The 24,273-nt window shown below is 74.7% G+C and carries 18 protein-coding genes; 17 read left to right on the forward strand and 1 reads right to left on the reverse strand.

The annotated features are described in order from the left end of the window. The first annotated feature begins 26 nt into the window (after positions 1-26). Together HL663_RS07390 and HL663_RS07395 are read left to right on the forward strand one after the other, a co-directional pair. Positions 27-5,552 (forward strand): ATP-binding protein, encoded by a 5,526-nt coding sequence (locus tag HL663_RS07390; RefSeq protein ID WP_173027748.1) that lies wholly within the window; start codon positions 27-29, stop codon positions 5,550-5,552. A 231-nt stretch (positions 5,553-5,783) separates the two neighbouring features. Beyond that, entirely contained in the window at positions 5,784-7,226 is a 1,443-nt protein-coding gene (locus tag HL663_RS07395) for an HNH endonuclease signature motif containing protein (protein WP_173027749.1), read from the forward strand. Between the two features lie 23 nt (positions 7,227-7,249). Here the strand turns inward: HL663_RS07395 and HL663_RS07400 are convergent, their stop codons facing one another. Next, entirely contained in the window at positions 7,250-8,371 is a 1,122-nt protein-coding gene (locus HL663_RS07400; protein ID WP_173027750.1) for a DNA glycosylase AlkZ-like family protein, read from the reverse strand. 90 nt (positions 8,372-8,461) lie between these two features. Here HL663_RS07400 and HL663_RS07405 point away from each other — a divergent pair, with 90 nt between their 5' ends. The 15 genes from HL663_RS07405 (at position 8,462) to HL663_RS07475 (ending at position 24,265) form a co-directional block, all read left to right on the forward strand. Further along, the gene (locus tag HL663_RS07405; protein ID WP_173027751.1) at positions 8,462-9,067 is read left to right on the forward strand and encodes a nucleotidyltransferase family protein; all 606 of its coding nucleotides are present in this window, start codon (positions 8,462-8,464) and stop codon (positions 9,065-9,067) included. A gap of 7 nt (positions 9,068-9,074) precedes the next feature. Further along, positions 9,075-9,449, forward strand: a complete 375-nt coding sequence (locus HL663_RS07410) for a YidH family protein (protein ID WP_173027752.1) — start codon at positions 9,075-9,077, stop codon at positions 9,447-9,449. Beyond that, complete coding sequence (locus tag HL663_RS07415; RefSeq protein WP_173027753.1) at positions 9,446-9,784, forward strand: DUF202 domain-containing protein; 339 nt, start codon at positions 9,446-9,448, stop codon at positions 9,782-9,784. Before HL663_RS07410 ends, HL663_RS07415 begins: the two co-directional genes overlap by 4 nt. Before the next feature lie 44 nt (positions 9,785-9,828). After that, complete coding sequence (locus HL663_RS07420) at positions 9,829-10,719, forward strand: AAA family ATPase (RefSeq protein WP_173027754.1); 891 nt, start codon at positions 9,829-9,831, stop codon at positions 10,717-10,719. Between the two features lie 19 nt (positions 10,720-10,738). Then, a complete protein-coding gene (locus HL663_RS07425) occupies positions 10,739-11,875 on the forward strand; it encodes a vWA domain-containing protein (RefSeq protein WP_173027755.1) in 1,137 nt (378 codons plus the stop codon). Continuing rightward, the gene (locus tag HL663_RS07430) at positions 11,868-13,034 is read left to right on the forward strand and encodes an XdhC family protein (RefSeq protein ID WP_173027756.1); all 1,167 of its coding nucleotides are present in this window, start codon (positions 11,868-11,870) and stop codon (positions 13,032-13,034) included. Before HL663_RS07425 ends, HL663_RS07430 begins: the two co-directional genes overlap by 8 nt. A 211-nt stretch (positions 13,035-13,245) precedes the next feature. After that, complete coding sequence (locus tag HL663_RS07435; protein ID WP_173027757.1) at positions 13,246-13,728, forward strand: (2Fe-2S)-binding protein; 483 nt, start codon at positions 13,246-13,248, stop codon at positions 13,726-13,728. Next, entirely contained in the window at positions 13,728-16,208 is a 2,481-nt protein-coding gene (locus tag HL663_RS07440; RefSeq protein ID WP_173027758.1) for a xanthine dehydrogenase family protein molybdopterin-binding subunit, read from the forward strand. The genes HL663_RS07435 and HL663_RS07440 overlap by 1 nt, the downstream gene beginning before the upstream one ends. After that, positions 16,205-17,053 carry an FAD binding domain-containing protein gene (locus HL663_RS07445; RefSeq protein ID WP_173027759.1) on the forward strand — a complete coding sequence of 283 codons (849 nt, stop codon included), beginning with the start codon at positions 16,205-16,207 and terminating at the stop codon, positions 17,051-17,053. The genes HL663_RS07440 and HL663_RS07445 overlap by 4 nt, the downstream gene beginning before the upstream one ends. A gap of 7 nt (positions 17,054-17,060) precedes the next feature. Beyond that, positions 17,061-17,834 (forward strand): SRPBCC family protein, encoded by a 774-nt coding sequence (locus HL663_RS07450; RefSeq protein WP_173027760.1) that lies wholly within the window; start codon positions 17,061-17,063, stop codon positions 17,832-17,834. A 53-nt stretch (positions 17,835-17,887) separates the two neighbouring features. Continuing rightward, positions 17,888-19,579 carry an FAD-dependent oxidoreductase gene (locus HL663_RS07455; RefSeq protein ID WP_173027761.1) on the forward strand — a complete coding sequence of 564 codons (1,692 nt, stop codon included), beginning with the start codon at positions 17,888-17,890 and terminating at the stop codon, positions 19,577-19,579. Continuing rightward, the gene (locus HL663_RS07460; protein WP_173027762.1) at positions 19,576-20,259 is read left to right on the forward strand and encodes an NADPH-dependent F420 reductase; all 684 of its coding nucleotides are present in this window, start codon (positions 19,576-19,578) and stop codon (positions 20,257-20,259) included. Before HL663_RS07455 ends, HL663_RS07460 begins: the two co-directional genes overlap by 4 nt. Positions 20,260-20,354: 95 nt before the next feature. Next, the gene (locus HL663_RS07465) at positions 20,355-20,807 is read left to right on the forward strand and encodes a hypothetical protein (protein WP_173027763.1); all 453 of its coding nucleotides are present in this window, start codon (positions 20,355-20,357) and stop codon (positions 20,805-20,807) included. 135 nt (positions 20,808-20,942) lie between these two features. Then, positions 20,943-21,641, forward strand: coding sequence for a response regulator (locus HL663_RS19355; protein ID WP_173027764.1), 699 nt, complete (start codon positions 20,943-20,945; stop codon positions 21,639-21,641). Next, on the forward strand, positions 21,638-24,265 hold the full coding sequence (locus tag HL663_RS07475; protein WP_173027765.1) for a DUF4153 domain-containing protein: 2,628 nt from the start codon (positions 21,638-21,640) through the stop codon (positions 24,263-24,265). Before HL663_RS19355 ends, HL663_RS07475 begins: the two co-directional genes overlap by 4 nt. Positions 24,266-24,273: the final 8 nt, after the last annotated feature.

The raw sequence follows: 24,273 nt of genomic DNA on the forward strand, positions 1-24,273 counted from the left end.
CCGCAGGCAGGTGGCAGGCTCGGCGCATGTTCTCGCGGATCGCCGTCGTCAACCGTGGAGAGTCCGCGATGCGGCTCGTGCACGCCGTCCGCGACCTCAACGCCGAGCTCCCGCCCGGCGCACCGCGCACCGAGGTCGTCGCGCTGCACACCGAGGCCGAGCGCACGGCGATGTTCGTCCGCGAGAGCGACGTCGCGTACGACCTCGGCCCGGCCTCGAGCCGGCCCTACCTCGACCACGCGCGGCTGGCGACGGCGCTGCGCGAGACGCGGGCCGACGCCGTCTGGGTCGGCTGGGGCTTCGTCGCCGAGGACCCGGCCTTCGCCGAGCTCTGCCGCGAGCTCGGGGTCACGTTCATCGGGCCGAGCCCGGAGGCGATGCGCCAGCTCGGCGACAAGATCGGCTCCAAGCTCATCGCCGAGGAGGTCGGCGTCCCCGTCGCGCCCTGGAGCCGGGGCGGCGTCGACACCCTCGAGGAGGCCGTGGCCGCCGCGGGCCGCATCGGCTACCCCCTGATGCTCAAGGCGACCGCCGGCGGTGGCGGCCGGGGCATCCGCAAGGTCACGACCGACGCCGAGCTCGAGGACGCCTACCAGCGCACCCGTGACGAGGCCGAGCGCGCGTTCGGCTCGGGCGTCGTCTTCCTCGAGAAGCTCGTCACCGGAGCGCGGCACGTCGAGGTCCAGGTCATCGCCGACGGGCAGGGCACCGCGTGGGCGATCGGCGTGCGCGACTGCTCCGTCCAGCGCCGCAACCAGAAGGTCATCGAGGAGTCCGCGTCGCCGCTGCTCGACGCCGACCAGGTCGCCGAGCTCAAGTCCTCCGCCGAGCGCCTCGCGGTGCGCGTCGGCTACGCCGGCGCCGGCACCGTCGAGTTCCTCTACCACCCGGGCGAGCGCTTCTTCGCGTTCCTCGAGGTCAACACCCGCCTCCAGGTCGAGCACCCGATCACCGAGGTCGTCACCCGCACCGACCTCGTGCGCCTGCAGATCCACGTCGCCGAGGGCGGCCGGCTCGAGGGCGAGCGGCCCGAGGAGCTCGGCCACGCCGTCGAGGCCCGGCTCAACGCCGAGGACCCCGACCGCGACTTCGCGCCGGCGCCCGGGCGCATCGTCCACCTCGAGCTCCCCGCCGGTCCCGGCATCCGTGTCGACACCGGTGTGGCGGAGGGCGACTCGATCCCCGCCGACTTCGACTCGATGATCGCCAAGATCATCGCGTACGGCCAGGACCGCGAGCAGGCCCTGGCCCGGTTGCGGCGCGCGATGCGCGACACGACCGTCGTCATCGAGGGCGGCGCCACGAACAAGTCCTTCATCCTCGACCTGCTCGACCAGCCCGAGGTCGTCGACGGCAGCGCCGACACCGGATGGATCGACCGGGTGCGCGGCGAGGGCCGCCTCGTGACGACCGAGCACTCCGGGGTGGCGCTCGTCGCCGCGGGCATCGAGGCCTACCTCGACGCCGAGGCCATCGAGCGGGCGCGCCTGCTGGAGACCGCCCGTGGTGGCCGTCCGCAGGTCCAGCACGACGTCGGCCGGGCCGTCGACCTCAAGCTGCGCGGCACCGTCTACAAGGTGACCGTCCTGCGCACCGGCCCCTCGCGCTACCGGGCCACCGTCGCCGACGCGGCGGGCGAGCACACGGTCGACGCCGAGCTCGAGCGCCTCGGCGACTACGCCAGCCGGCTGCGCGTCGGTGACCGCCTGCACCGCCTCGTCACCGCGGCGCACGGCCCCGTCCAGCTCGTCGAGGTCGACGGCGTCACGCACCGGGTCAGCCGGGACGAGGGTGGCGTGCTGCGTTCTCCCGCACCGGCCCTCGTGGTGGCGACCCCGGTCGCCGTGGGCGACGAGGTCGCGGCCGGCGCGCCCGTCCTCGTCCTCGAGTCGATGAAGATGGAGACCGTTCTACCGGCGCCGTTCGCGGCCCGCGTCAAGGAGCTGCTCGTCGCGACGGGCAGCCAGGTCGAGACGGGTGCGCCGATGGTCCGCCTCGAACCGACGGGCGACGCCGAGGAGGCCGTCGCCGACAGCGGTGCGGTCGTCGACCTCGACCTGCCCGAGATCGGCACCGACGGCGACGCCCGCCGCCGCGCCGACCGCAGCCGGGCCGACCTCTCGGCGATGCTCCTCGGCTACGACCTCGACGCCGCCCACCAGGGTCGGGCGCTCGAGGGGTACCTCGCCGCGCGCGACGAGCTCGCGGCCACCGGCGAGGGCGTCGTGCGCGACGAGATCGACCTGCTCACGGTGTTCGCCGACCTGGCCGAGCTCGCCCGCAACCGGCCCGTCGGCCAGGAGGCGCACGTCGAGAACCGCGTGCACAGCCCGCGCGAGCACTTCCGGACCTTCCTGCAGACCCTCGACCCCGAGCGCGGCGGCCTGCCGGCCGACTTCGTCTCCCGCCTCGAGCGCGTCCTGCGCCACCACGAGGTCGAGGGGCTCGACCGCACGCCGCAGCTCGAGGGCGCCGTCTTCCGGATCTTCCTCTCGCAGCAGCGTTCTGCGCCCGAGGTCGCGATGGCCACGTCCATCCTCCAGCGCTGGCTCGGCGAGCCCCAGCCCGAGGGGGAGGCCGGCCAGGCCGCGCACGACCTCCTCGACCGGCTCGTCGTCGCGACCCAGCTGCGCTTCCCGGTCGTCGGCGACCTCGCCCGCAGCGTGCGCTTCCGCTGGTTCGACCAGCCGCTCGTCGACGAGGACCGCCGCAGCGTCCTCGGCTCGGTCGGCGCCGGGCTCGAGGAGATCGACGCGATGGCCCCCGGGCCCGAGCGCACCGCCCGCGTCGACGCGCTGGCCGACATCCCGGAACGCATCGTCCGCTTCCTCGGCGAGCGGCTGCGGGCCGGGGTGCCCGAGCGCGAGCCGATGCTCGAGGTCCTCGTCAAGCGGCACTACCGCGAGCACGCCCTCAGCGGGCTGACCGAGCGCGCCGAGGAGGGCCGCTCGGTCGCGGTCGCGGACTACCGCCTCGACGACACCGACACCCACCTCGTGAGCACCGTCGGCACCGTCGACGAGCTGACCGCCGGGTCGGGCCTCGCGACCCTGCTCGAGCGGCTCGTGGCCGACCGGGCGCCGGGGCGGGACGCGGTCGTCGACCTCTACGTCCACTGGCCCGCGCCGCCCGCCGACCCCGAGGCGGCCTCGGCCGAGCTCGCGGAGCGCGTCGGAGCGATGGCCTTCGCGCACGCCTGCCGGCGCGTGGCCGTCGGGGTCGTCACCGACGACGGGCGCGAGGTCGGCTACTTCACCTTCCGCGCCCAGCCCGACGGCACCCTCGTCGAGGACGACCCCGTGCGCGGGGTCCACCCGATGGTCGGCCGGCGGCTCAACGTCTGGCGCCTGCGCGACTTCGCGCTGACCCGCCTCGACGCTCCGGAGGACGTCCTCCTCCTGCACGCGGTCGCGAAGGAGAACCCGCAGGACCAGCGCCTCGTGGCGCTCGCCCAGGTCCGCCAGCTCGTCGTCGTCCGCGACGAGTCGGGCAGGGTCACCGCGCTGCCGCACGTCGAGCGCGCCCTGGCCAACTGCCTCGAGGCGGTCCGCCGCGCCCGCACGACGCTCGGCGGTGGCGCCCGCCTGGACATGAACCACGTGTGGCTGCACATCTGGCCGCCGGTCGAGGGCGACCTCGACCAGCTGACCGCCCTCCAGGGCAAGGTCGCCCCGATGACGGCCGGCGCGGGCATCGAGGAGGTCCGCATCGAGGGCTCCATCGGGGCCGAGCGCGGTCACTCGGTGCCGATCTGCGCGCGGTTCACCTACCAGCCGGGCTCCGGTGTGGCGTTCACGGTCGAGCAGCCGCCGACCGAGCGGCTGCGCCCGCTGGACTCCTACGCCGAGAAGGTCGTCCGCGCCCGGCGCCGCGGCCTCGTCTACCCGTACGAGCTCGTCTCGATGATCGCCGGCGGTGGTGGCGAGGCCGTCGAGTACGACCTCGACGACTCCGGCGCCCTCGTGCCGGTCGACCGCCCCTACGGGCAGAACACGGCCGGGATGATCTGCGGCGTCGTCACGACGCCCACCCCGCTGCACCCCGAGGGCGTCACCCGCGTCCTGCTCTGCGGCGACCCCCTGCGCGCGCTCGGTGCCGTCGCCGAGCCGGAGTGCCGGCGGGTCATCGCCGCGCTCGACCTCGCGGAGGAGCGGGGGCTGCCCGTCGAGTGGTTCGCCCTCTCGGCCGGCGCCCGCATCTCGATGGACTCCGGCACCGAGAACATGGACTGGGTCGCCAAGGCGCTCAAGCGGATCATCGAGTTCACCCAGGCCGGCGGCGAGGTCAACGTCGTCGTCGCGGGCATCAACGTCGGGGCGCAGCCGTACTGGAACGCCGAGGCGACGATGCTCATGCACACCAAGGGCATCCTCGTCATGACGCCGGACTCGGCCATGGTGCTGACCGGCAAGCAGTCGCTCGACTTCTCCGGAGGCGTCAGCGCCGAGGACAACTTCGGCATCGGCGGCTACGACCGCGTCATGGGCCCCAACGGGCAGGCGCAGTACTGGGCCAAGGACCTCGTCGACGCCTACGGAGTGCTTCTCGCGCACTACGACTCGACGTGGACGGCTCCGGGGGAGGCCGGCCCGCGCCGGGCCCGCACGACCGACCCGCTCGAGCGCGACGTCACGGTCTACCCGCACGTCATGGAGGGCAGCGACTTCACGAGCGTCGGCGACATCTTCTCGTCGGCGACGAACCCGGACCGCAAGAAGGCGTTCGACATCCGCACCGTGATGCGCGCCGTCGCCGACCAGGACCACGACACGCTCGAGCGCTGGGCCGGGATGGCCGACGCCGAGACCGCGGTCGTGTTCGACGCCCGCATCGGCGGGATCCCGGTGGCGCTGCTGGGCATCGAGTCGCGCACGGTGGCCCGTCGCGGGTTCCCGCCCACCGACGGCCCCGACACCTACACCGCCGGCACGCTGTTCCCGCGCTCGTCGAAGAAGGCGGCCCGGGCCATCAACGCGGCGTCGGGCAACCGGCCGCTCGTCGTCCTCGCCAACCTGTCGGGCTTCGACGGGTCGCCCGAGTCGATGCGCGGGATGCAGCTCGAGTACGGCGCCGAGATCGGTCGGGCCATCGTCAACTTCGAGGGCCCCATCGTCTTCGTCGTCGTGTCGCGGTACCACGGAGGCGCGTTCGTCGTGTTCTCCAAGGCGCTCAACCCGCGGATGACGGTGCTCGCGGTCGAGGGGTCGTTCGCCTCGGTCATCGGCGGCGCCCCGGCGGCGGCCGTCGTGTTCGCCCGCGACGTCGACGCCCGGACCGCCGCGGACCCGCGGGTCGCGGACCTCGAGGCGCGGGTGCGCGAGGCGTCCGCCACCGAGCGGCCGCTGCTGGCCAGCGAGCTCGCGACGGTCCGGCAGGCGGTGCGCTCCGAGATGCTCGGCAAGGTCGCGTCCGAGTTCGACCGCGTCCACGACATCCACCGCGCGGTCGAGGTCGGGTCGGTCGACGCCGTCATCGCGGCGCGCGACCTGCGCCCGCGCATCGTCGCCGCCCTCGAGGCCGAGCTCGCGCCGGGCGAGGTCCCGACCGTCTGACGTCGGTGGGCTTCCGCGCTGTCACCGGGACGGCGCGGAAGCTCATCGCTGACGTGGATGCGTCCGCGTCACGAGGGAGCGACCGCGTCATCACCGCGACGACGGGGTTGCTCGGCGTCGGCGTCGGCGTCGACGGGGATGTGTTGAGAGCGCCTGTAGGGGAATGGATTTCGATGTCCACAGGTGGCTTCGGATGCTTGTTCGTCGAACGGGTGTTCGGTAGGATGAGGCATGGACACCGAGACCCTCTCCCGCCGCGTGACGGCGCTGCGCGAGGAGTGCGCGCGGCTGGGTCGTGAGCTGGTGGAGGGCGGTCACCGGCTGTCCGCGGAGGAGGCGTTCGCGCTCGCCGGCGAGCTGCAGGGACTCGTCAATGCGGCCGAGGGGGCGACGGCCGTGGCTGGTGCGTGGGGTGCTCGGGTGGAGACGACGGTGCGGTCGGGCTTGTGGGAGCGGGTGCACCCGCTGGGGTTCGTCGACGCGATGGCCGCGACGCGGATGAGCCTGGCGACCGGGCTCACGGAAGGTCTCGCGGGTCGCAAGGCCGCGCTGGGTGCGGCCGTGGGTGAGCGGTTCCCGCTGGTGCGTGACCTGCTGGTCGAGGGGGCCGTCGCGGTCGCGGCCGTGCAGAAGATCGTCGACGCGTGCGCGGGTCTGGACGTGGAGGCGTGCCTGCGCGTGGACGCCGAGCTGGCGCCCCGCCTGGCGCGGATGGACCCGGCCCGCGTTGCCGGCGAGGCCCGCCGGGTGGCGACCCGGGTCGCGGCCGAGCAGGTCGCGGCGCACGTGGCGCTGCGCAGGCGCGGGCGGTGCGTGGAGGTCCGCCCCGGGGAGGACGGCCTGACCGACTGGTTCGCGTCCCTGCCGACGGCCACGTCGAGCGCGATGTGGGCGGCGGTCGAAGCGCTGGCCGGGGACTATCGCGCGGTCGACGACGCCCTGTCCGTGCCGCAGTCCCGCGCGGACGCCCTGACCGACCTGGTGCTGCGCAACGTGACGGTGTCCGCGCAGGTGACTCTCGGGGTGCCGGTGGTGACCGACCGGCCTGCGCCGGAGCCGGTGGCGGGGACGAGGTTCCGGGTGGACTGGGACGACGACGAGACCCTCGTCGACGCGACGACGGGTGAGATCGTCCGCTACGGCGACCTGGACCCTCAGTCGCGGGAGGAGCTGTCGTGGCTGGAGGAGCTCGACGACGACCCCAGCGACCGCACCTTCGCCCTGGCCGAGGTCACGCCCGGGTACGCCGTGTCCGGCACCCAGCTCCCCGGCCTGGGGTGGGTGGAGCCCGCGACGCTGGCCAACCTGCTGAGGCTGTTGCCGGTCGAGGTGGCCCGGGCCGTGCTCGAGGCCGACACCGGCACCCTCGCCTGCCTCACCACCGCGGCGTACCGGCCACCCAAGGCGATCGCCGAGTTCGTGAAGACCCGCGACGGGACCTGCCGGATGTGGGGCTGCACCCGCCCGGCTGAACGCTGCGACCTCGACCACGTCCGACCCTGGCCCAGTGGCGACACGTCACCGGGCAACCTCGCCGCGCTCTGCCGACGACACCACCGCCTCAAGCAGCAGGACCGCTGGCGACCGACCATCGCCCGGGACGGCACCGTCACCTGGCACGGACCCGACGGCACCACCCGCACCACCGCACCCGCCCACCGCCTCACCGGCTGAGGCGTCGCTCGAGGTCGTCCATGTCAGTCGTCGGCGCTCGACCAGCCGGACGGAAGCATCAGCTCGACCTCGAGCAGTCCTGCGAGGGAGCGCAGCTCGCGCTCGACCCCACCGCGCATCGCTCCAGTGGGCTCCTCGTCCCAGTGCACGGCGGCGACGCGGAGCACCCCGGCGCCGGCGTCACGGTGCGCGTCGACCTTGCCGACGAGCCGGTCACCGTGGAGCACCGGCAGCGCGAAGTAGCCCCAGCGCCGCGAGGCCGCCGGCTTGTACATCTCGAGCTGGTAGTCGAACTCGAACAGCTCGGCCATCCGCTTGCGGTCGAAGACGAGGCGGTCCAGCGGCGAGAGCAGCGCCGTCCGCCCCGAGAACCCGCCCTCGAGCGCGGCCGGGTCGACCCGCCAGCGCCCGCGCACCCCCTCGACGACCGCCTCGACCCCGGCCTCCCCGACGTGGTTGGGCTCGCCGGGCGGGAAGGTCACGCGGGCCCGCGCGATGCCGAGGGCCGCCAGCCGCCGCCGGTCGCGCTCGCGCTCCGCCTCCTCGAACGGGACGGTGGGGCCGTCCGGGTGCACCCGCGGGGCGAGGTCCCAGGTGCGCTCCCGGTTCTCGCGGGACGACACCGCCACCTCGCCGCGCTGCTCCATGAGGTCGAGCATCCGCTGGACGTTCTTGCTGTTGGTCCACCCGGACGAGCGCCACGGCACGACGCAGGTGTCGGGGATCTCGCGCGCGGGCAACGGTCCCTCGGAGCGCAGGAGGGTGAGGATCGCGTCGCGGCACGCCCGGTTCGCCTCGACCCACGCCTCGAGCTCGCGCCGCCACGCGCTGAGCGGCTCGACGCCGGGCCACGCCGCCATCTGGGCGCGGAACAGGGCGATGTCCTCGGCGGGGCGCAGGTACCCGAGGTGCTCCACGATCGCCCGGGACTCCAGGAGGTCGTCGAGGACGTCGGGGGAGTACGCCGACCCGAGCCGGCTCCACAGGACGAGGTCGGCGTTCGGGGCGACGTGCGCCGTGAGGTCCATCTGGACCAGGCCGAGGTGGCGCACGACGGCGAGGGCGTCGACGGGCCGGTCCCGGATCAGCAGCTGCGCCCGCACGGCCGCCCGCCGGGCGTCGCGGCGGCTGAGCTCGAGCACCATGCCGTCGAACCTAACCGCCCATCCGGACGACCGCCGTCCGGATGCCGCCGACACCGACCGCGCCGGGCCGTGGGTGGCAGGCTGGCGCCCGTGACCACCGTCGGGCTCCTCCTCGCCGCGGGCGCCGGGCGCCGGATGGGCGGCCCCAAGGCCCTCGTCCGCCCGGCCGACGACGCCCCCACCCTCCTCGAGGCGACCCTCGACCGGCTGCTCCACGCCGGGCTCGAGCAGGTCGTCGTCGTCCTCGGCGCCTCGGCCGAGCAGGCCCGACCCCTCGCCGAGGTCGCCGGAGCCGCCGTCGTCGTCGCCGACGACTGGGAGGAGGGGATGGGCGCCTCGCTGCGCGCCGGGCTGCGACACCTCGACGCCACCGCGGCGCCGGAGGTCCACGCGGCCGTCGTCACCCTCGTCGACCTGCCGGACGTCGGCACCCGCGTCTACCGGCGGGTGCTGTCCGCGACCCGGGGCGCCGGCCCGGAGGTCCTCCTGCGCGCCACCTACGACGGCACGGCCGGCCACCCCGTCGTCCTCGGGCGCGCCCACTGGGCCGCCGTGGCCGACACCGCGCGCGGCGACCGCGGCGCCCGGGACCACCTCGCGGCCCACCCGCCCACCTCGGTCGAGTGCGGCGACCTCGCGAGCGGCACCGACGCCGACACCCCCGACGCCCTGCGCGCGCACCGCCACGCGCCATGATGGCCGGGTGAGCGAGCGGAGACGGTGGCCGGCGAGCGTCTACGACCACGGCACCGACCCCGACGCCCGCTTCTCCCTCGCCAACGAGCGCACCTTCCTCGCCTGGGCCCGCACGGCGCTGGCCCTGCTCGCCGGGTCCGCCGCGCTCGACGCCCTCGACCTGCCACTGCAGGACACCGTGCAGTCGGTGCTCGCGGCGCTCCTGGCCCTTGCGGGGATGGTCACCGCCGTCACCGCGTGGCGCACGTGGGCCCGCACCGAGCGGGCGATGCGCGAGGGGACGCCGCTGCCCGGCAACCCGACGATGGTCGTGGTCGTCGCGACGATCGGGGCGGTCGGGCTCGTCCTCGCCGTCGCGAGCGTGCTCCGGGGCCTCGGGTGACCGAGCAGGTCGTCCGCGACCCCGGCATGCAGCAGGAGCGCACGACGCTCGCCTGGCGCCGGACCGGCCTGGCGCTGCTCGTCGGCACGCTGACCGTCGGCCGGCTCACCCTCGACTCGCTCGGCGGGGCGGTCGTGCTGCCCACGGTGCTCATCGCCGCCCTCGCCGCGTACGTCGTCGTCGCGACGCTGCGCCAGCGCCGCCTGGGCACGGGCCACCCGGCCGACCCGCGCCTGTCGGTGCTGCGCGACGGACGCCTCGTCGCGGCCGTCGCCACCGTCGTCACCGCCCTCGCGCTCGGCGAGCTCCTCGCGGCGCTCGTCGACCTCGTGTGAGCGTCGTCCTTCCACGGGGGCCGGTCGTGGGTGATGCTGTGGCCATGGACCCCCGGACGACGTTCGACTCGGCCGCCGACCTCGCGAGCGCGCTGGGCGGTGTCGGCTACCTCAGCGACGACGCGCTCTCGACGGTCACGTGGCTCTCGCTGCGGCTCGGCCGCCCCCTGCTCATGGAGGGCGAGCCCGGCACCGGCAAGACCGCTCTCGCGGAGGCGCTGGCCGAGACGATGGACCTGCCGCTCATCCGGCTGCAGTGCTACGAGGGCATCGACGCCAGCCAGGCCCTCTACGACTGGGACTTCCCGCGCCAGATCCTCCACGTGCGCGCGCTCGAGGCGGTCGAGGGCGGCGCGAAGGACGTGCGCGAGCTCGAGGCCGACCTCTTCGACGAGCGCTTCCTCCTCGCGCGCCCGGTCCTCCAGGCGCTGCGCGACGCGCCGGCCGTCCTCCTCGTCGACGAGGTCGACCGCGCCGACGACGAGTTCGAGGCCTTCCTGCTCGAGGTGCTCTCGACGTGGCAGGTGACCATCCCCGAGCTCGGGCCGATCCGGGCGGCGACGCCCCCGGTCGTCGTCCTCACCTCCAACCGCACCCGCGAGCTCCACGACGCGCTCAAGCGCCGCTGCCTCTACCACTGGCTCGAGCACCCCGGCATCGAGCGCGAGCTGGCGATCGTCCGCACCCGGGCCCCCGAGGTGCCCGAAGCCCTTGCGGCGCAGGTCGTCCGGGCCGTGCACGCCATCCGCGACGACCGCGAGATGCTCAAGCCGCCCGGCGTCGCCGAGACCCTCGACTGGGCCCGGGCGCTCTACGAGCTCGGCACCCGGACCCTCGACACCGAGACCGCGGCGGCCACCCTCGGGGTCGCGGTCAAGTACCGCGAGGACGCCGAGCGGGTGAAGCGCGCCCTCGACGTCATGCTCACCCCGTGACGCCGCGCCCGCCCCGCCGATGACCGTCGCCCAGCACCGCCTCGACGCCGCCGAGCTCGTCCGCAGCCCGGAGGAGGTCCTCGTCGGGTTCGCCCGGACGCTGCGCGCCGCCGGCGTCCACGTGACGGCCGACCGCGAGCGCACCTACCTCGAGGCCGTCGCGGCCGTCGGGCTCGAGGACCCGGCGGCGGTCTACCACGCCGGCCGCGCGACCCTCTGCGCGTCGCCGGCCGACCTCGAGCGCCACGACCTCGTCTTCGCGGAGTGGTTCGGCGGCACCCGCGCCGGCACCAAGCCCCGCGACCCCCTGAGTCGGCTGATCCCCCGCGCGTCCCTCGGCGCCGAGGAGCCCGGGCCCGGCGAGGGCCGGGACGAGCCCGACGACGTCCACGCCCAGGCCTCGGCCACCGAGATCCTGCGCCGCAAGGACGTGACGACCCTCAGCCGCCGCGAGCGCGAGGAGCTGGCCCGCCTCTTCGGCCGCCTCCGCCCGCGCGCGCCCCGCCGGCGTGCCCACCGCTGGGAGGACGCGCCCCGCGGGGCCGTCGACGCCCGGCGCACGCTGCGCGCGATGCTCCGGCGGATGGGGGAGCCGGGCGAGGTCGCGTGGCGCCGGCGCGGCAGCCGACCCCGCCGGGTCGTCCTCCTCCTCGACGTCTCCGGGTCGATGAGCGCCTACGCCGACTCGCTCGTGCGCCTGTGCCACACCTACTGCGTCTCCGAGGCGCCGACCGAGGTCTTCACGCTCGGGACCCGCCTCACCCACATCACCCGCGCGCTGACCCAGCGCGACGCCGACCGGGCCATCGTCGCGGCGGGCGAGGCGATCCCGGACTGGTCCGGCGGCACCCGGCTGGCCGAGGGCCTCAAGGTCTTCCTCGACCGCTGGGGCCGGCGGGGGATGGCCCGTGGCGCGGTGGTCGTCGTCTTCAGCGACGGCTGGGAGCGCGACGCCCCGGAGGCCCTCGGCGAGCAGGTGCGCCGGCTCCACGCGGTCGCCCACCGGGTCGTCTGGGTCAACCCGCACCGGGGCAGGGCCGGGTACGAACCGGTCCAGGGGGGCATCATGGCGGTGCTGCCGCACGTCGACGACTTCGTCGCCGGGCACTCGATGGCGGCGTTCGAGGAGCTGACGGAGGTGGTCGCGCGTGCGTGACGTGCTGGACGAGCTGATGACCTGGTGGCGGGCCGGGGAGACCGTCGGCGTGGGCACCGTCGTCGCGACGTTCCGCTCGGCGCCGCGGCCGGCCGGGGCCTCGATGCTGCTCGGCCCGGGCGGCGAGGCCGTCGGGTCGGTGTCGGGCGGCTGCGTCGAGGGCGCGGTCTACGAGCTGTCGAAGGAGGTCGTCGACGGCGGCACGCCCGTGCTCCAGCGCTACGGCGTCTCCGACGACGACGCGTTCGCCGTCGGCCTGACCTGCGGCGGCATCCTCGACGTCTTCGTCGAGCCGGTGTCGCAGCGGACCTTCCCCGAGCTCGGCGCCGTGGCCGACGACGTCGCCGCGGGGCGGCCGGTCGCCGTCGCCACGGTCATCGACCACCCCGACCCCGCGTGGCTGGGCCGCCGGCTCGTCGTGCGGCCCGAGGACGCCGACGTGCCGGTCGTCGGCGAGATCGGTTCCCCGCGGGCCGACTCCGCCGTCGCCGACGACGCCCGCGGCCTGCTCGCGTCCGGGCGCACCGAGACCCTCACCTACGGCCCCGACGGGGAGCGCCGCGGCGAGGGGATGCGGGTGTTCGTCAACGCCTTCGCGCCGCGCCCGCGGATGCTCGTCTTCGGCGCCATCGACTTCGCGGCCGCCGTCGCGCACGTCGGCAGCTTCCTCGGCTACCGCGTGACGGTCTGCGACGCCCGGCCGGTCTTCGCGACCCGTACCCGCTTCCCGGCCGCCGACGAGGTCGTCGTCGAGTGGCCGCACAAGTACCTCGCGGCGGAGCAGGAGGCGGGCGCCATCGACGGCCGCACCGTCGTCTGCGTGCTGACCCACGACCCGAAGTTCGACGTGCCCGTCCTCGAGCAGGCGCTGCGGCTGCCGGAGGTCGCCTACATCGGGGCGATGGGCAGCCGGCGCACCCACGAGGACCGGCTCGAGCGGCTGCGCGAGGCCGGGGTGACCGAGGACGAGATCGCCCGGCTGTCCAGCCCCATCGGCCTCGACCTCGGCGCTCGCACACCGGAGGAGACGGCGGTGTCCATCGCCGCCGAGATCGTCGCGCTCCAGTGGGGCGGGGGTGGGAAGCGGCTGCAGGAGGTCGGCGGCCCCATCCACCACCACGGCGACGGGCTCCACGAAGCCGCACCTGCGCCCGCCTGAGCGCTTTCCGGCCGCATCGGCGGCAGTGGCCGTGGCCTCGCGGTGAGTCCGTTGTGGCGCAAGCCGATTCGGCGCGCCCTCGAACCTTTCCTCGGGGGAAAGCCCGGCGCACCCGTCCGGTCGGTGGGTTCGTCCATACCCCTTGCCGACCGACGATGGGTGAAGCAAGATCACGAGCACGATCACGGATCCACTCGCGAAGGAGTCAATGATGACTCGGATCAACGTCACCGTCGACGGCGTCTCCAACGCCGACGACGTCGAACCCCGGATGCTGCTCGTCCACTACCTCCGTGAGGTCGTGGGCAAGGTCGGCACCGTCGTCGGGTGTGACACCAGCAACTGCGGTGCGTGCACCGTCCACCTGGACGGGCGCAGCGTCAAGTCCTGCAACGTCCTCGCCGTCCAGGCCGACGGCCACGAGGTCACGACCATCGAGGGCCTCGCGAGCAACGGCGAGCTGCACCCGATGCAGGCGGCGTTCCACGAGAACCACGCCCTCCAGTGCGGCTACTGCACCCCCGGGATGATCATGCAGGCCGTCGACCTGCTCCGCGAGAACCCGGACCCCTCCGAGGAGGAGATCCGCGTGGGCCTGGAGGGCAACCTCTGCCGCTGCACCGGCTACCACAACATCGTCAAGGCCGTGGCCGCCGCCGCGGGCACGATGAGCAGCGAGAGGAGCAACGCCTGATGACCGCCGTCGACGACCGCCCGACCGCCGAGGTCGGCAAGGACCGCCGCCGCAAGGAGGACCAGCGCCTCATCACCGGCCGCACGAAGTGGACCGACAACATCCAGCTGCCCGGGATGCTGCACCTCGCGATGGTCCGCAGCCCCTTCGCCCACGCGAAGATCGTCTCGATCGGCACGGACGAGGCCAGGGCCGCCCCCGGCGTCCACGCGGTCTTCACCGGCGCCGACCTCGCCGACAGCCAGGGCGTCAACATCAACGCCTGGCCGATCACCCCGGACCAGGTCACCCCGACCCACCTCCCCGTCCCGAGCGAGCGCGTCGCGCACACCGGCGAGATCGTCGCCGTCGTCGTCGCGCGCAGCGCCGCCCTGGCCCGTGACGCCGCCGAGCTCGTCGACGTCGACTACGAGGAGCTGCCCGCCGTCCTCGACCTCAAGGAGGCGATCAAGGACGAGGTCCTCGCGCACCCCGACGCCGGGACGAACAAGTCGGCCTTCTGGCAGCTGGACTCCAAGGCCGCCGGCACCGGCGGCGACGTCGAGGAGGCCATCGCCAAGGCGCGCCAGGACGGCATCGTCATCGAGCGCGAGTACCGCCAGCAGCGCCTCGTGCCGGCCTTCATGGAGCCGCGCTCGACGGTCGTCGACCCGACGGGCGAGCAGGTCGTCATCTGGTCCGCGACGCAGGTGCCGCACATCCTGCGCTTCGCGATCGCCGCGACGATGGGCATTCCCGAGTCCAAGGTCCGCGTCATCGCCCCCGACGTGGGCGGCGGCTTCGGCGGCAAGCTCCAGACGACGCCGGAGGAGTTCGCGACGATCGCCATCGCGCGCAAGCTCGGCAAGCCGTGCAAGTACACCGAGACCCGCAGCGAGACGATGGTCTCGGCCCACCACGGCCGCGACCAGTGGCAGAAGATGACCCTCGCCGCCGAGAAGGACGGCACGGTCACCGCGCTCAAGGTCGACCTCCTGGCCGACCTCGGCGCCTACGTCGCGATCGTCGGCGGCGGCGTCCCCGTCCTCGGGGCGTGGATGTTCAACAGCATCTACAAGTTCCCCGCGTACCAGTTCAACTGCCAGACGGTGCTGACCAACAAGACCTGGGTCGACGCCTACCGCGGCGCCGGGCGGCCCGAGGCCACCTACGCCATCGAGCGGATCATGGACGAGCTCGCGGCGGAGGTCGGGGTCGACCCGATCGCCATCCGCGAGAAGAACTGGATCACGCACGACGAGTTCCCGTTCACCACCGTCGCCGGCATGACCTACGACTCCGGCAACTACGAGGCCGCGACCGAGAAGGCCCTCGAGCTCTTCGGCTACGACGAGCTGCGCGCGGAGCAGAAGCGCCGCCGCGAGTCCGGTGACACCGTCCAGCTCGGCCTCGGCGTCTCGACCTTCACCGAGATGTGCGGCCTGGCCCCCTCCCGCGTCCTCGGCTCGCTGAGCTACGGCGCCGGCGGCTGGGAGAGCGCGAGCATCCGGATGCTCGCCACCGGCACCGTCGAGGTCGTCTCGGGTGCCACGCCGCACGGCCAGGGCCACGAGACGGCGTGGAGCCAGATCGTCGCCGACCGCCTCGGCATCCCGTTCGAGAACGTCGAGGTCCTCCACGGCGACACCCAGATCGCGCCGAAGGGCCTGGACACCTACGGGTCCCGCTCGCTCGTCGTCGGCGGCGAGGCGCTCGTGCGGGCCGCCGACAAGGTCATCGAGAAGGCGAAGCCGATCGCGGCCCACCTGCTCGAGGCCAGCGTCGACGACCTCGAGTTCGAGGGCGGGCAGTTCACGGTCAAGGGCACCGACAAGGGCATCGGCATCACCGACATCGCCCTCGCGACCTTCGCGGCGCACAACCTGCCCGACGGCGTGGAGCCGAGCATCGACGCCGACGCCACGTTCGACCCGGTCAACTTCTCCTTCCCGCACGGCACGCACCTGTGCGCCATGGAGGTCGACACCGAGACCGGGCAGAGCACGATGCGCAAGTACGTCTGCGTCGACGACATCGGGACGATCATCAACCCGCTCATCGTCGAGGGGCAGATCCACGGCGGCCTCGTCCAGGGCATCGCGCAGGCCCTCTGGGAGGGCGCGGAGTACGACGAGCAGGGCACCCTGGTGTCCGGGTCGTTCGTCGACTACACGCTCCCGACCGCGGCCGACACGATCAACTACATCAGCGAGCACACGGTCTCGCCGTCGACGACGAACACGCTCGGCACCAAGGGCGTCGGCGAGGCGGGCACCATCGCCTCGACCCCGGCGGTCGTCAACGCCATCGTCGACGCGCTGCGGCCGATGGGCATCGACGACATCCAGATGCCGTGCACGCCCGAGCGGGTGTGGAAGGCGATCCGGACCGCGGGCGCCCAGCAGGACAAGGCCACCACGGCCGACGCCCAGGCCCACTTCGGTGAGGGTGCGCCCAACCAGGACCCGGCAGCCGGCACGACGGACGGAGCAGCGCAGTGATCCCCGCATCCTTCGACTACCTCGCCCCGACGAGCGTCGACGAGGCCCTCGCGGCGCTCGCCGAGCACGGCGACGACGCCAAGGTCCTCGCCGGCGGGCAGTCGCTCCTGCCGATCCTGCGGATGCGGCTCAACGCCCCCGAGACGGTCGTCGACCTCGGCCGCATCGAGGCGCTGCGCGGCATCCGGGACGGCGGCGACCACATCGCCATCGGCTCGATGACGGCCTACAGCGACATCCTGGCCAGCGATCTCGTGCGCGAGCACGCGGCGCTGCTGGCGAAGGCGGTCGAGACCGTCGCCGACCCGCAGATCCGCCACCGCGGCACGGTCGGCGGGGCGGTCGTGCACGCCGACCCGGCGGGCGACGTCGGGGCGCCGATCCTCGCGCTCGACGCGACGATGGTCATCGCCGGCTCCGGCGGCGAGCGCACCGTGCCCGCGACCGAGTTCTTCCGCGACCTCTTCGAGACCGCGGTCGAGGAGGGCGAGCTGCTCACCGAGATCCGCATCCCGAAGCACACCGGCTGGGGCGCGTCGTACGAGAAGTTCGTGCGCGTGGCCCACCAGTGGTCGATCGTCGCGGTCGCGGCGACGGTGCGGGTCGAGGGCGGGAGCATCGCCGAGGCGAAGGTGGGCCTGACGAACATGGGCAACACGCCCCTGCGCGCCGGTGCCGTCGAGCAGGCGCTCGTCGGCTCGTCCGCCTCCGGCCTGGCCGACGCCTGCGGCGCCGCCGCCGAGGGCACCAACCCGCCGAGCGACCTCAACGGCGACGCCGACTACCGGCGCCACCTCGCCACGGTCCTCACCCGACGGGCCGTCCAGAAGGCCATGGAGGGCTGATCACCGCATGGAGCTGACGCACGACTTCACCGTCCCCGCCGACGTCGACACGACGTGGGCCACGTTCATGGACCTCGAGCGGGTCGGCGGCTGCTTCCCGGGCGCCACCGTCACCGAGGTCTCGGAGGAGGGGTTCGCGGGGACGGTGAAGGTCAAGCTGGGCCCGATCGCCCTCCAGTACGCGGGCACCGGCCGCTTCGTCGAGAAGGACGACGCGGCCAAGCGCGCGGTCATCGAGGCCAAGGGCAAGGACAAGCGCGGCAACGGCACGGCCGGGGCCACGGTCCGGATCCAGCTCGCCCCGGACGGCACCGGCACCCGCGTCGAGGTCGTCACCGACCTCGCGGTCACGGGCAAGCCGGCGCAGTTCGGTCGCGGTGTCATGCAGGACGTCTCGGACAAGCTGCTCGGGCAGTTCGTCGGGTGCATCGAGGGCGTGCTCGGGGAGGCCCCGGCCGCCGGGGCCGCCCCGGCGGGTGCCGACGACACCGCCGCCCCGGCCGCGGACGCGAGCGCCGCCGCCGCCGCGGGGGCCGCCGAGTCGGCCGAGGCGCCGCCGTCGAGCCACGAGCCCGCGGCGCCCGCCGCCGCGGCGTCCGCCGCTCCCGCCGCGGCCACGCCGAGCCCGGCTCCCCGCCCGGCCCCGCGCCCGACGCCCCGGGACGACGACGTCATCGACCTCGGCTCGACGGTGCTGCCGGTCCTCGTCAGGACCTATGCGCCCTACGTCGTCGTCGGGGTCATCGGCCTCGTCGTCGGGTGGCTCATCGGCAACCGCTGAGGTCCTCGCCGACCGTCACCGGCCACTACCCCCGGGGGTATATGATCCTCCGCATGAGGAAGATCGTCGTCATCGGGGGAGTGGCCGGCGGCATGTCCGCGGCCACCCGTCTGCGCCGCCTCGACGAGGAGGCGTCCATCACCGTCGTGGAGCGCAGCGGGCACGTCTCGTTCGCGAACTGCGGCCTGCCCTACCGCCTGGGCGGGGTCATCGAGGAGCGCTCGGCCCTGCTGCTGCAGACGCCGGAGTCGCTCGCGGCCCGCTTCGCCCTCGACGTGCGCGTGCGCCACGAGGCGCGCGCGATCGACCGGGCGAACCGCCGCGTCACCGTGCGCGACCTCGCGAGCGGCGAGGACGTCGAGCTCGAGTACGACGCCCTCGTGCTCTCGCCGGGCGCCCGCCCCGTGCGGCCGCCGCTGCCGGGCATCGAGGTCGCGCACACCCTGCGCGACGTCGAGGACCTCGACGCGCTCGTGGCGTCCGCGCGGGGGGCCCGTGAGGCCGTCGTCGTCGGCGGCGGGTTCATCGGGGTCGAGGTCGCCGAGAACCTCGTCCACCGCGGCATCGGCGTGACGCTCGTCGAGGCCACCGGCCAGGTGATGGCCCCGCTCGACCCCGAGATGGTCGAGCCGGTCCACGCGGCGATGCGCGCCGCCGGCGTCCGGCTCGTGCTCGGGACCTCCGTCGAGCGCATCGAGCCGGGCGAGCGCCACGTCGTGCACCTCTCCGACGGGCAGGCGGTGCCGGCCGGGCTCGTCGTCGCCGCCATCGGCGTGCGCCCCGAGACCTCGCTCGCCGCGGCCGCGGGCCTCGCCCTCGGTGAGCGCGGCGGCATCCTCGTCGACGACTCGCTGCGCACCTCCGACCCGGCGATCTTCGCCGTCGGCGACGCCGTCGAGAAGCGCGACGGGCTCGACTCCTCCGCCGTCCTCGTGCCCCTGGCCAACACCGCCAACCGGCAGGGCCGCATCGTCGCCGACGTCGTCGTGGGGCGCCCCGGCGCCGACCGGCCGGTCCTCGGCACCGCCATCGTCGGCGTGTTCGGCGTCGCGGCGGCGAGCGTCGGCTGGAACGAGAAGCGGCTGCGCGCCGCGGGTCGCCCGCACCGCGTCCTGCACACCCACCCCGGCTCGCACGCCGGCTACTACCCGGGGTCCGAGACGATGGCCCTCAAGCTGCTCGTCGACCCGCTGACCGACGAGATCCTCGGCGCGCAGGGCGTCGGGCGCGACGGGGTCGACAAGCGCATCGACGTCATCGCGACGGCGATGACCGGCCGGCTGACCGCCGCCGACCTCGCCGACCTCGAGCTCGCCTACGCCCCGCAGTTCGGCTCGGCCAAGGACCCGGTCAACATGCTCGGCTGGGTCGACCGCGCCGTCGCCGACGGTGACGTCGAGACGCTGCAGTGGCACGAGCTCGACGCCGCGCTCGCGGCCGGGGCGACGCTGCTCGACGTCCGCACCGCCGCGGAGCACGCGGCCCGCCCGGTGCCCGGGGCGCTCAACGTCCCGGTCGACGAGCTGCGCTCGCGCCTCGGTGAGCTGCCGTCGGGGCCGCTCGTCGTGCACTGCGAGGTCGGGCTGCGCGGCTACGTCGCCGCCCGGCTGCTCACGCAGCACGGGCGCGAGGTGCGCAACCTCGACGGCGGGTACCGCACGTGGGCGGCCGGCACGGCGTCGCAGCGCGCGACGGCCGCCGCCGGCGGAATGGGGCCGGGGACGGCGTCGTTGCTCCGGGCATGAGCACCATCGGACTCGTCGGAGCGGGACACATCGGCAGCACCCTCGCGCGGCTGGCGGTCGACGCCGGGCACGACGTCGTCATCAGCAACTCGCGCGGGCCGGAGACGCTGCGCGAGCTCGTCGAGGAGCTCGGGCCCCGCGCCCGCGCCGCGACCCCGCAGGAGGCGGCGCGCGCCGCCGACCTCGCCGTCGTCACCGTGCCGCTCAAGGCGCTGCGCGACCTCCCGGCGCAGGAGCTCGCCGGCACGGTCGTCATGGACACGATCAACTACTACCCGGAGCGCGACGGCCACATCGCCGCCCTCGACGACGAGAGCACCACGACGAGCGAGCTCGTCCAGGAGCACCTCGCGGACAGCCGGGTCGTCAAGGTCTTCAACAACATCACCTCCGGCGCGCTCGGCGAGCTGGCCCGGTCGGCCGGGTCGCCCGACCGCTCGGCGCTCGCCATCGCCGGGGACGACGCGGACGCCAAGGCCGCCGTCACCGCCTTCCTCGACTCGATCGGCTACGACGCCCTCGACCTCGGGCCGCTCGCCGAGGGCTGGCGCACCCAGCGGGACACCGCGGCCTACGGGCTGCCGTACGCCGACGGGGACGACTGGTCGCGCCCGGTGCCGGCGGACGCCGCCCGGCTCGGCGAGCGCGTGGCCGCCGCCCGCCGCTACCGCGACATGTGAGCCGCCGGGGAGTCCTCCCCATGGCGACCGGAGGGGTCGGGGCGCTTCGATGGGCGCGCGGCGCGCACCCGGCGCGCCCCACCCGGGAGGAACCCATGACCATCACCCGTCGCCTCGTCGCGACCCTCGCCGCCACGTCCGCGCTCGTCCTCACGGCGGCCGCCGGAGCCCAGGCCGCCGGCTACGAGTACGACGTCGCGCAGCTCAAGACCGTCCCCAGCGTCCTCACGTGCAACAAGACGGTGGACGAGGGCTACGGCAAGGGCTGCTACGACGCCTCCGGCGACATCTTCTGGGTCTGGGACCAGCAGTCGGACGCCCAGTCCGTCGCCGTCATCTGGAGCGCGGCCGGGCGTCAGGGCATCTGCCGCCACACCGGTGGCGCCAGCGGCACCGACTACTGGAACAAGCGGCAGTGCAACAAGGACCTGCCCGAGGGCCACGTCGTCACCTTCCGCATCGGCCGCTGCGACGAGCGACCGGGCGTGACGTGCAAGGACGCGGCCGACTACACGAACAAGTCGGCCTCGGTCAGCACCGGCACCTGACCCGACCGGAGCGCGACGGCCCCACCACCGGCAGCACCCGGCGGTGGGGCCGCCGTCCGTCCCCACCCGCTCCTTCACAGGATCTCCACACGTCACGCGGGCGGCCTGCACCCCGGTGTCCCTAGTCTCGTCGGCATGAGCGAGGGGAGCAGCGGGGCGCAGGTCGTCCTCGTCGTCGAGGACGAGCCGACCATCCGGCAGGCGGTCGCCGACCGGCTGCGCGCCGAGGGGTTCGGGGTCGTCACGGCCGCCGACGGTCCCGCCGCCGTCGCCGCCTTCGAGGAGCACGAGCCCGACGCGGTCCTCCTCGACGTCATGCTCCCGGGCTTCGACGGGCTCGAGGTCTGCCGGCGCATCCAGGCCCTGCGCCCCGTGCCCGTCCTCATGCTCACCGCACGCGACGACGAGACCGACCTGCTCGTCGGGCTCGGGGTGGGCGCCGACGACTACGTGACCAAGCCGTTCTCGATGCGCGAGGTCGTCGCCCGGCTGCGGGCGCTGCTGCGCCGCGTCGAGCGGGCCGAGCAGCTCGCCCGCTCCACCGGCCGCCTGGACCTCGCGGGCCTCGTCGTCGACCCCGCGACCCGCCGGGTCGAGGCCGACGGCGCCGAGGTGCACCTCACGCCGCTCGAGTTCGACCTCCTGTGCGCGCTCGCCGCGGTGCCCGGTGTCGTGCGGGCCCGCGAGGACCTGATGCGCGAGGTGTGGGGATGGGGCGACGCCTCGGGCACCCGCACCCTCGACAGCCACGTCAAGGCCCTGCGCGCGAAGATCGGCGCCGACCGGGTGCGCACCGTCCACGGGGTCGGCTACGCCCTCGAGGTGCCGCGGTGACCGGCGAGGGGCCGCTCGACGGGGTCACCTCGATCAAGCTCAAGCTCGGCGTCCTCGTCGGCGCGAGCGTCCTCGCCGGGGTGCTCGTGGCCGCCATCGGCAGCGGCGCGGGCGTCCCCTGGTGGACGAGCCTGCCGGTGACCGCCGGCGCGGCCGTCGCGGTGACGCAGTGGTTGGCGCGGGGGATGACCTCGCCGCTGCGCGCGATGACCGAGGCCGCCCGGCGGATGGCGGCGGGCGACTACGGCCAGCGCGTCGTCACCACGTCCTCCGACGAGGTCGGCGAGCTGGCCCGTGCCTTCAACGCGATGGCCGCCGACCTCGCCGGCGCCGACCTCGAGCGGCGGCGGCTCGTCGCCACCGTGTCGCACGAGCTGCGCACCCCGCTGACCGCCCAGCGCGCCCTGCTCGAGAACCTCGTCGACGGCGTCACCGCGCCGGACCGCGCGACCCTCGAGGCCGCGCTCGCCCAGGCCGAGCGGCTGTCGGCCCTCGTCGGCGACCTGCTCGACCTCTCGCGGGTCGACGCCGGGGTGGCGCCGCTCGCCCTCGGACCGGTCCGGGTCGAGGAGCTGCTCGCCGGCGCGGTCGGCGAGGCGGGCGTCGCCGCGCGCACCGTTGGCGTCCACCACCGCGTCGTGCCGGCCGACCTCACGGTCACCGGGGACCCCGCGCGGCTCGCGCAGCTCGTCGTCAACCTCGTCGACAACGCGGTGCGGCACAGCCCGGCCGGGGGCGAGGTCCGCCTCGAGGCGCGGGTCGAGAACGCCGGGCGCTGGGTGCTCGAGGTCCGCGACGACGGGCCCGGCATCACCGCCGCGGACGCCGATCGCGTCTTCGAGCGCTTCGGCACCGGCTCCGACGCCGCCGGTGGCACCGGCCTCGGCCTGGCCATCGTCCGGTGGGTCTGCGAGCTGCACGGGGGGCGGGTCGAGGTCGTGCCGACGCCCGAGGGGGCCACCGGCGCCATGCTCCGCGTCACCCTCCCCACGGCCCCCTCGTCCCAGCGTCCCTCGCACGTCCGCGAGGAGCTCGCCGCCGCCGTCCCGCCCAGCCCCCCGGAGCCCGCCATGACCGCGACCCCCGCGACCCCCGCGACCCGCACCACCCCCGCGCCCGTCCCGTACGGCGGCGGCGCCGGGCCCGTCGACGGCGCCGTGGCGCGGCTGTGGCCCGAGCCCGACCGTCGGCCGCGGGTCGGGGTCGTGGCCGCCGCGCTCGGCATCGGGCTCGTCGGGGCGCTCACCTGGGTCGACCGGGGCATCGGCCTCGCGACCTCCCTCGTCATGCTGGCGACCGGGGCGCTCATGTGGGTCGTGGCCCGCCACCGCCGCGACCCGTGGACGGTCGCCGGCGGGGTCGCCGCCGCCCTCCTCGCGCTCGTCCCGACGCTGCGCGACGCCGGCGGGGTCGTCGTCCTCTCGGTGCTCGCGGGGGTGGCGGTCGCGGCCGCGGCGCTGACCCGGGCGCACGGGTTCCTCGCGATCGTCGCGAGCTGGGCGGCGTGGCCGCTCTCGGCGCTGCGCGGGCTGCCGCTCCTCGGCCGGACCCTCTCGGCGACCAGCCGGGTCGGGGTGCTCTGGCCGGTCGTGCGCACCGTCGCGGTCTCGGCGCTCGTCCTCGTCGTCTTCGGCGGGCTGTTCGCCACCGGGGACGCGGTGTTCGGCTCGTGGGCCTCGGCGCTCGTGCCGGACCTCGGGTGGGACTCCATCGTCGTGCGGGGCTTCACCTTCGTGCTCGTCTCCGGCGTGGCCCTGACCGGTGCCTACCTCGCGCTCAACCCGCCGCAGGTCGACACCGTCGTGCTGCCCGAGCGCCGCCGCTCGCGCCCGGTGTGGGAGTGGGCGGTTCCCGTCGGTCTCGTCCTCGCGCTGTTCGTCGGCTTCCTCGTGGCCCAGGCCACCGCGCTCTTCGGCGGGGACGCCTACCTGCGCCGGACCACCGGCCTCACGCACGCCGAGTACGTGCACCAGGGGTTCGGCCAGCTGACCGCCGCGACCGCGCTCACCGTCCTCGTCATCACCGCGACGCTGCGGGTGGCCTCCCGCGGGTCGGTCCGCGACCGGCTGGTCCTGCGTGGGCTGCTCGGGGGCCTCGCGCTCGCGACGCTCGCCGTCGTCGCGTCGGCGCTCTCGCGGATGGCCCTCTACCAGGACGCGTTCGGCTACACCGTGCTGCGCGTCTTCGTCGACGGCTTCGAGCTGTGGCTCGGCACCGTGGTCGTGCTCCTGCTCGTCGGGGTGCTGCGGCTGTCGTGGCGCTGGGTGCCGCGGGCGGTGCTCGTGACGGGCGCGGTCTTCACCCTCGGCTTCGCGGCGATGAACCCGGACGCCTGGGTCGCGCACCGCAACATCGACCGCTACGAGGCAGGCCGCACCCTCGACGCCCTCTACCTCTCCGGCCTCTCGGCCGACGCCGCCCCGGTCATCGCCGAGCGCCTGCCGCGCGACGTCGCGGACTGCGTCCTCCAGCGCCCGTACTCGAGCGGGACGGGCAGCCTGGGCACCGACGACGACTGGCTGGGCTGGAACCTCGGCCGGGCCCGGGCGGCGGACGTGGCCCGTGACTTCACGCCGCAGCCGGCCGGCTGCGACGCGGTGCTGACCGACACCCTTCGCCGCTGACCGCAGCC

The organism is Arthrobacter sp. NEB 688 (assembly GCF_013201035.1).
Classification (GTDB): domain Bacteria; phylum Actinomycetota; class Actinomycetes; order Actinomycetales; family Dermatophilaceae; genus Phycicoccus.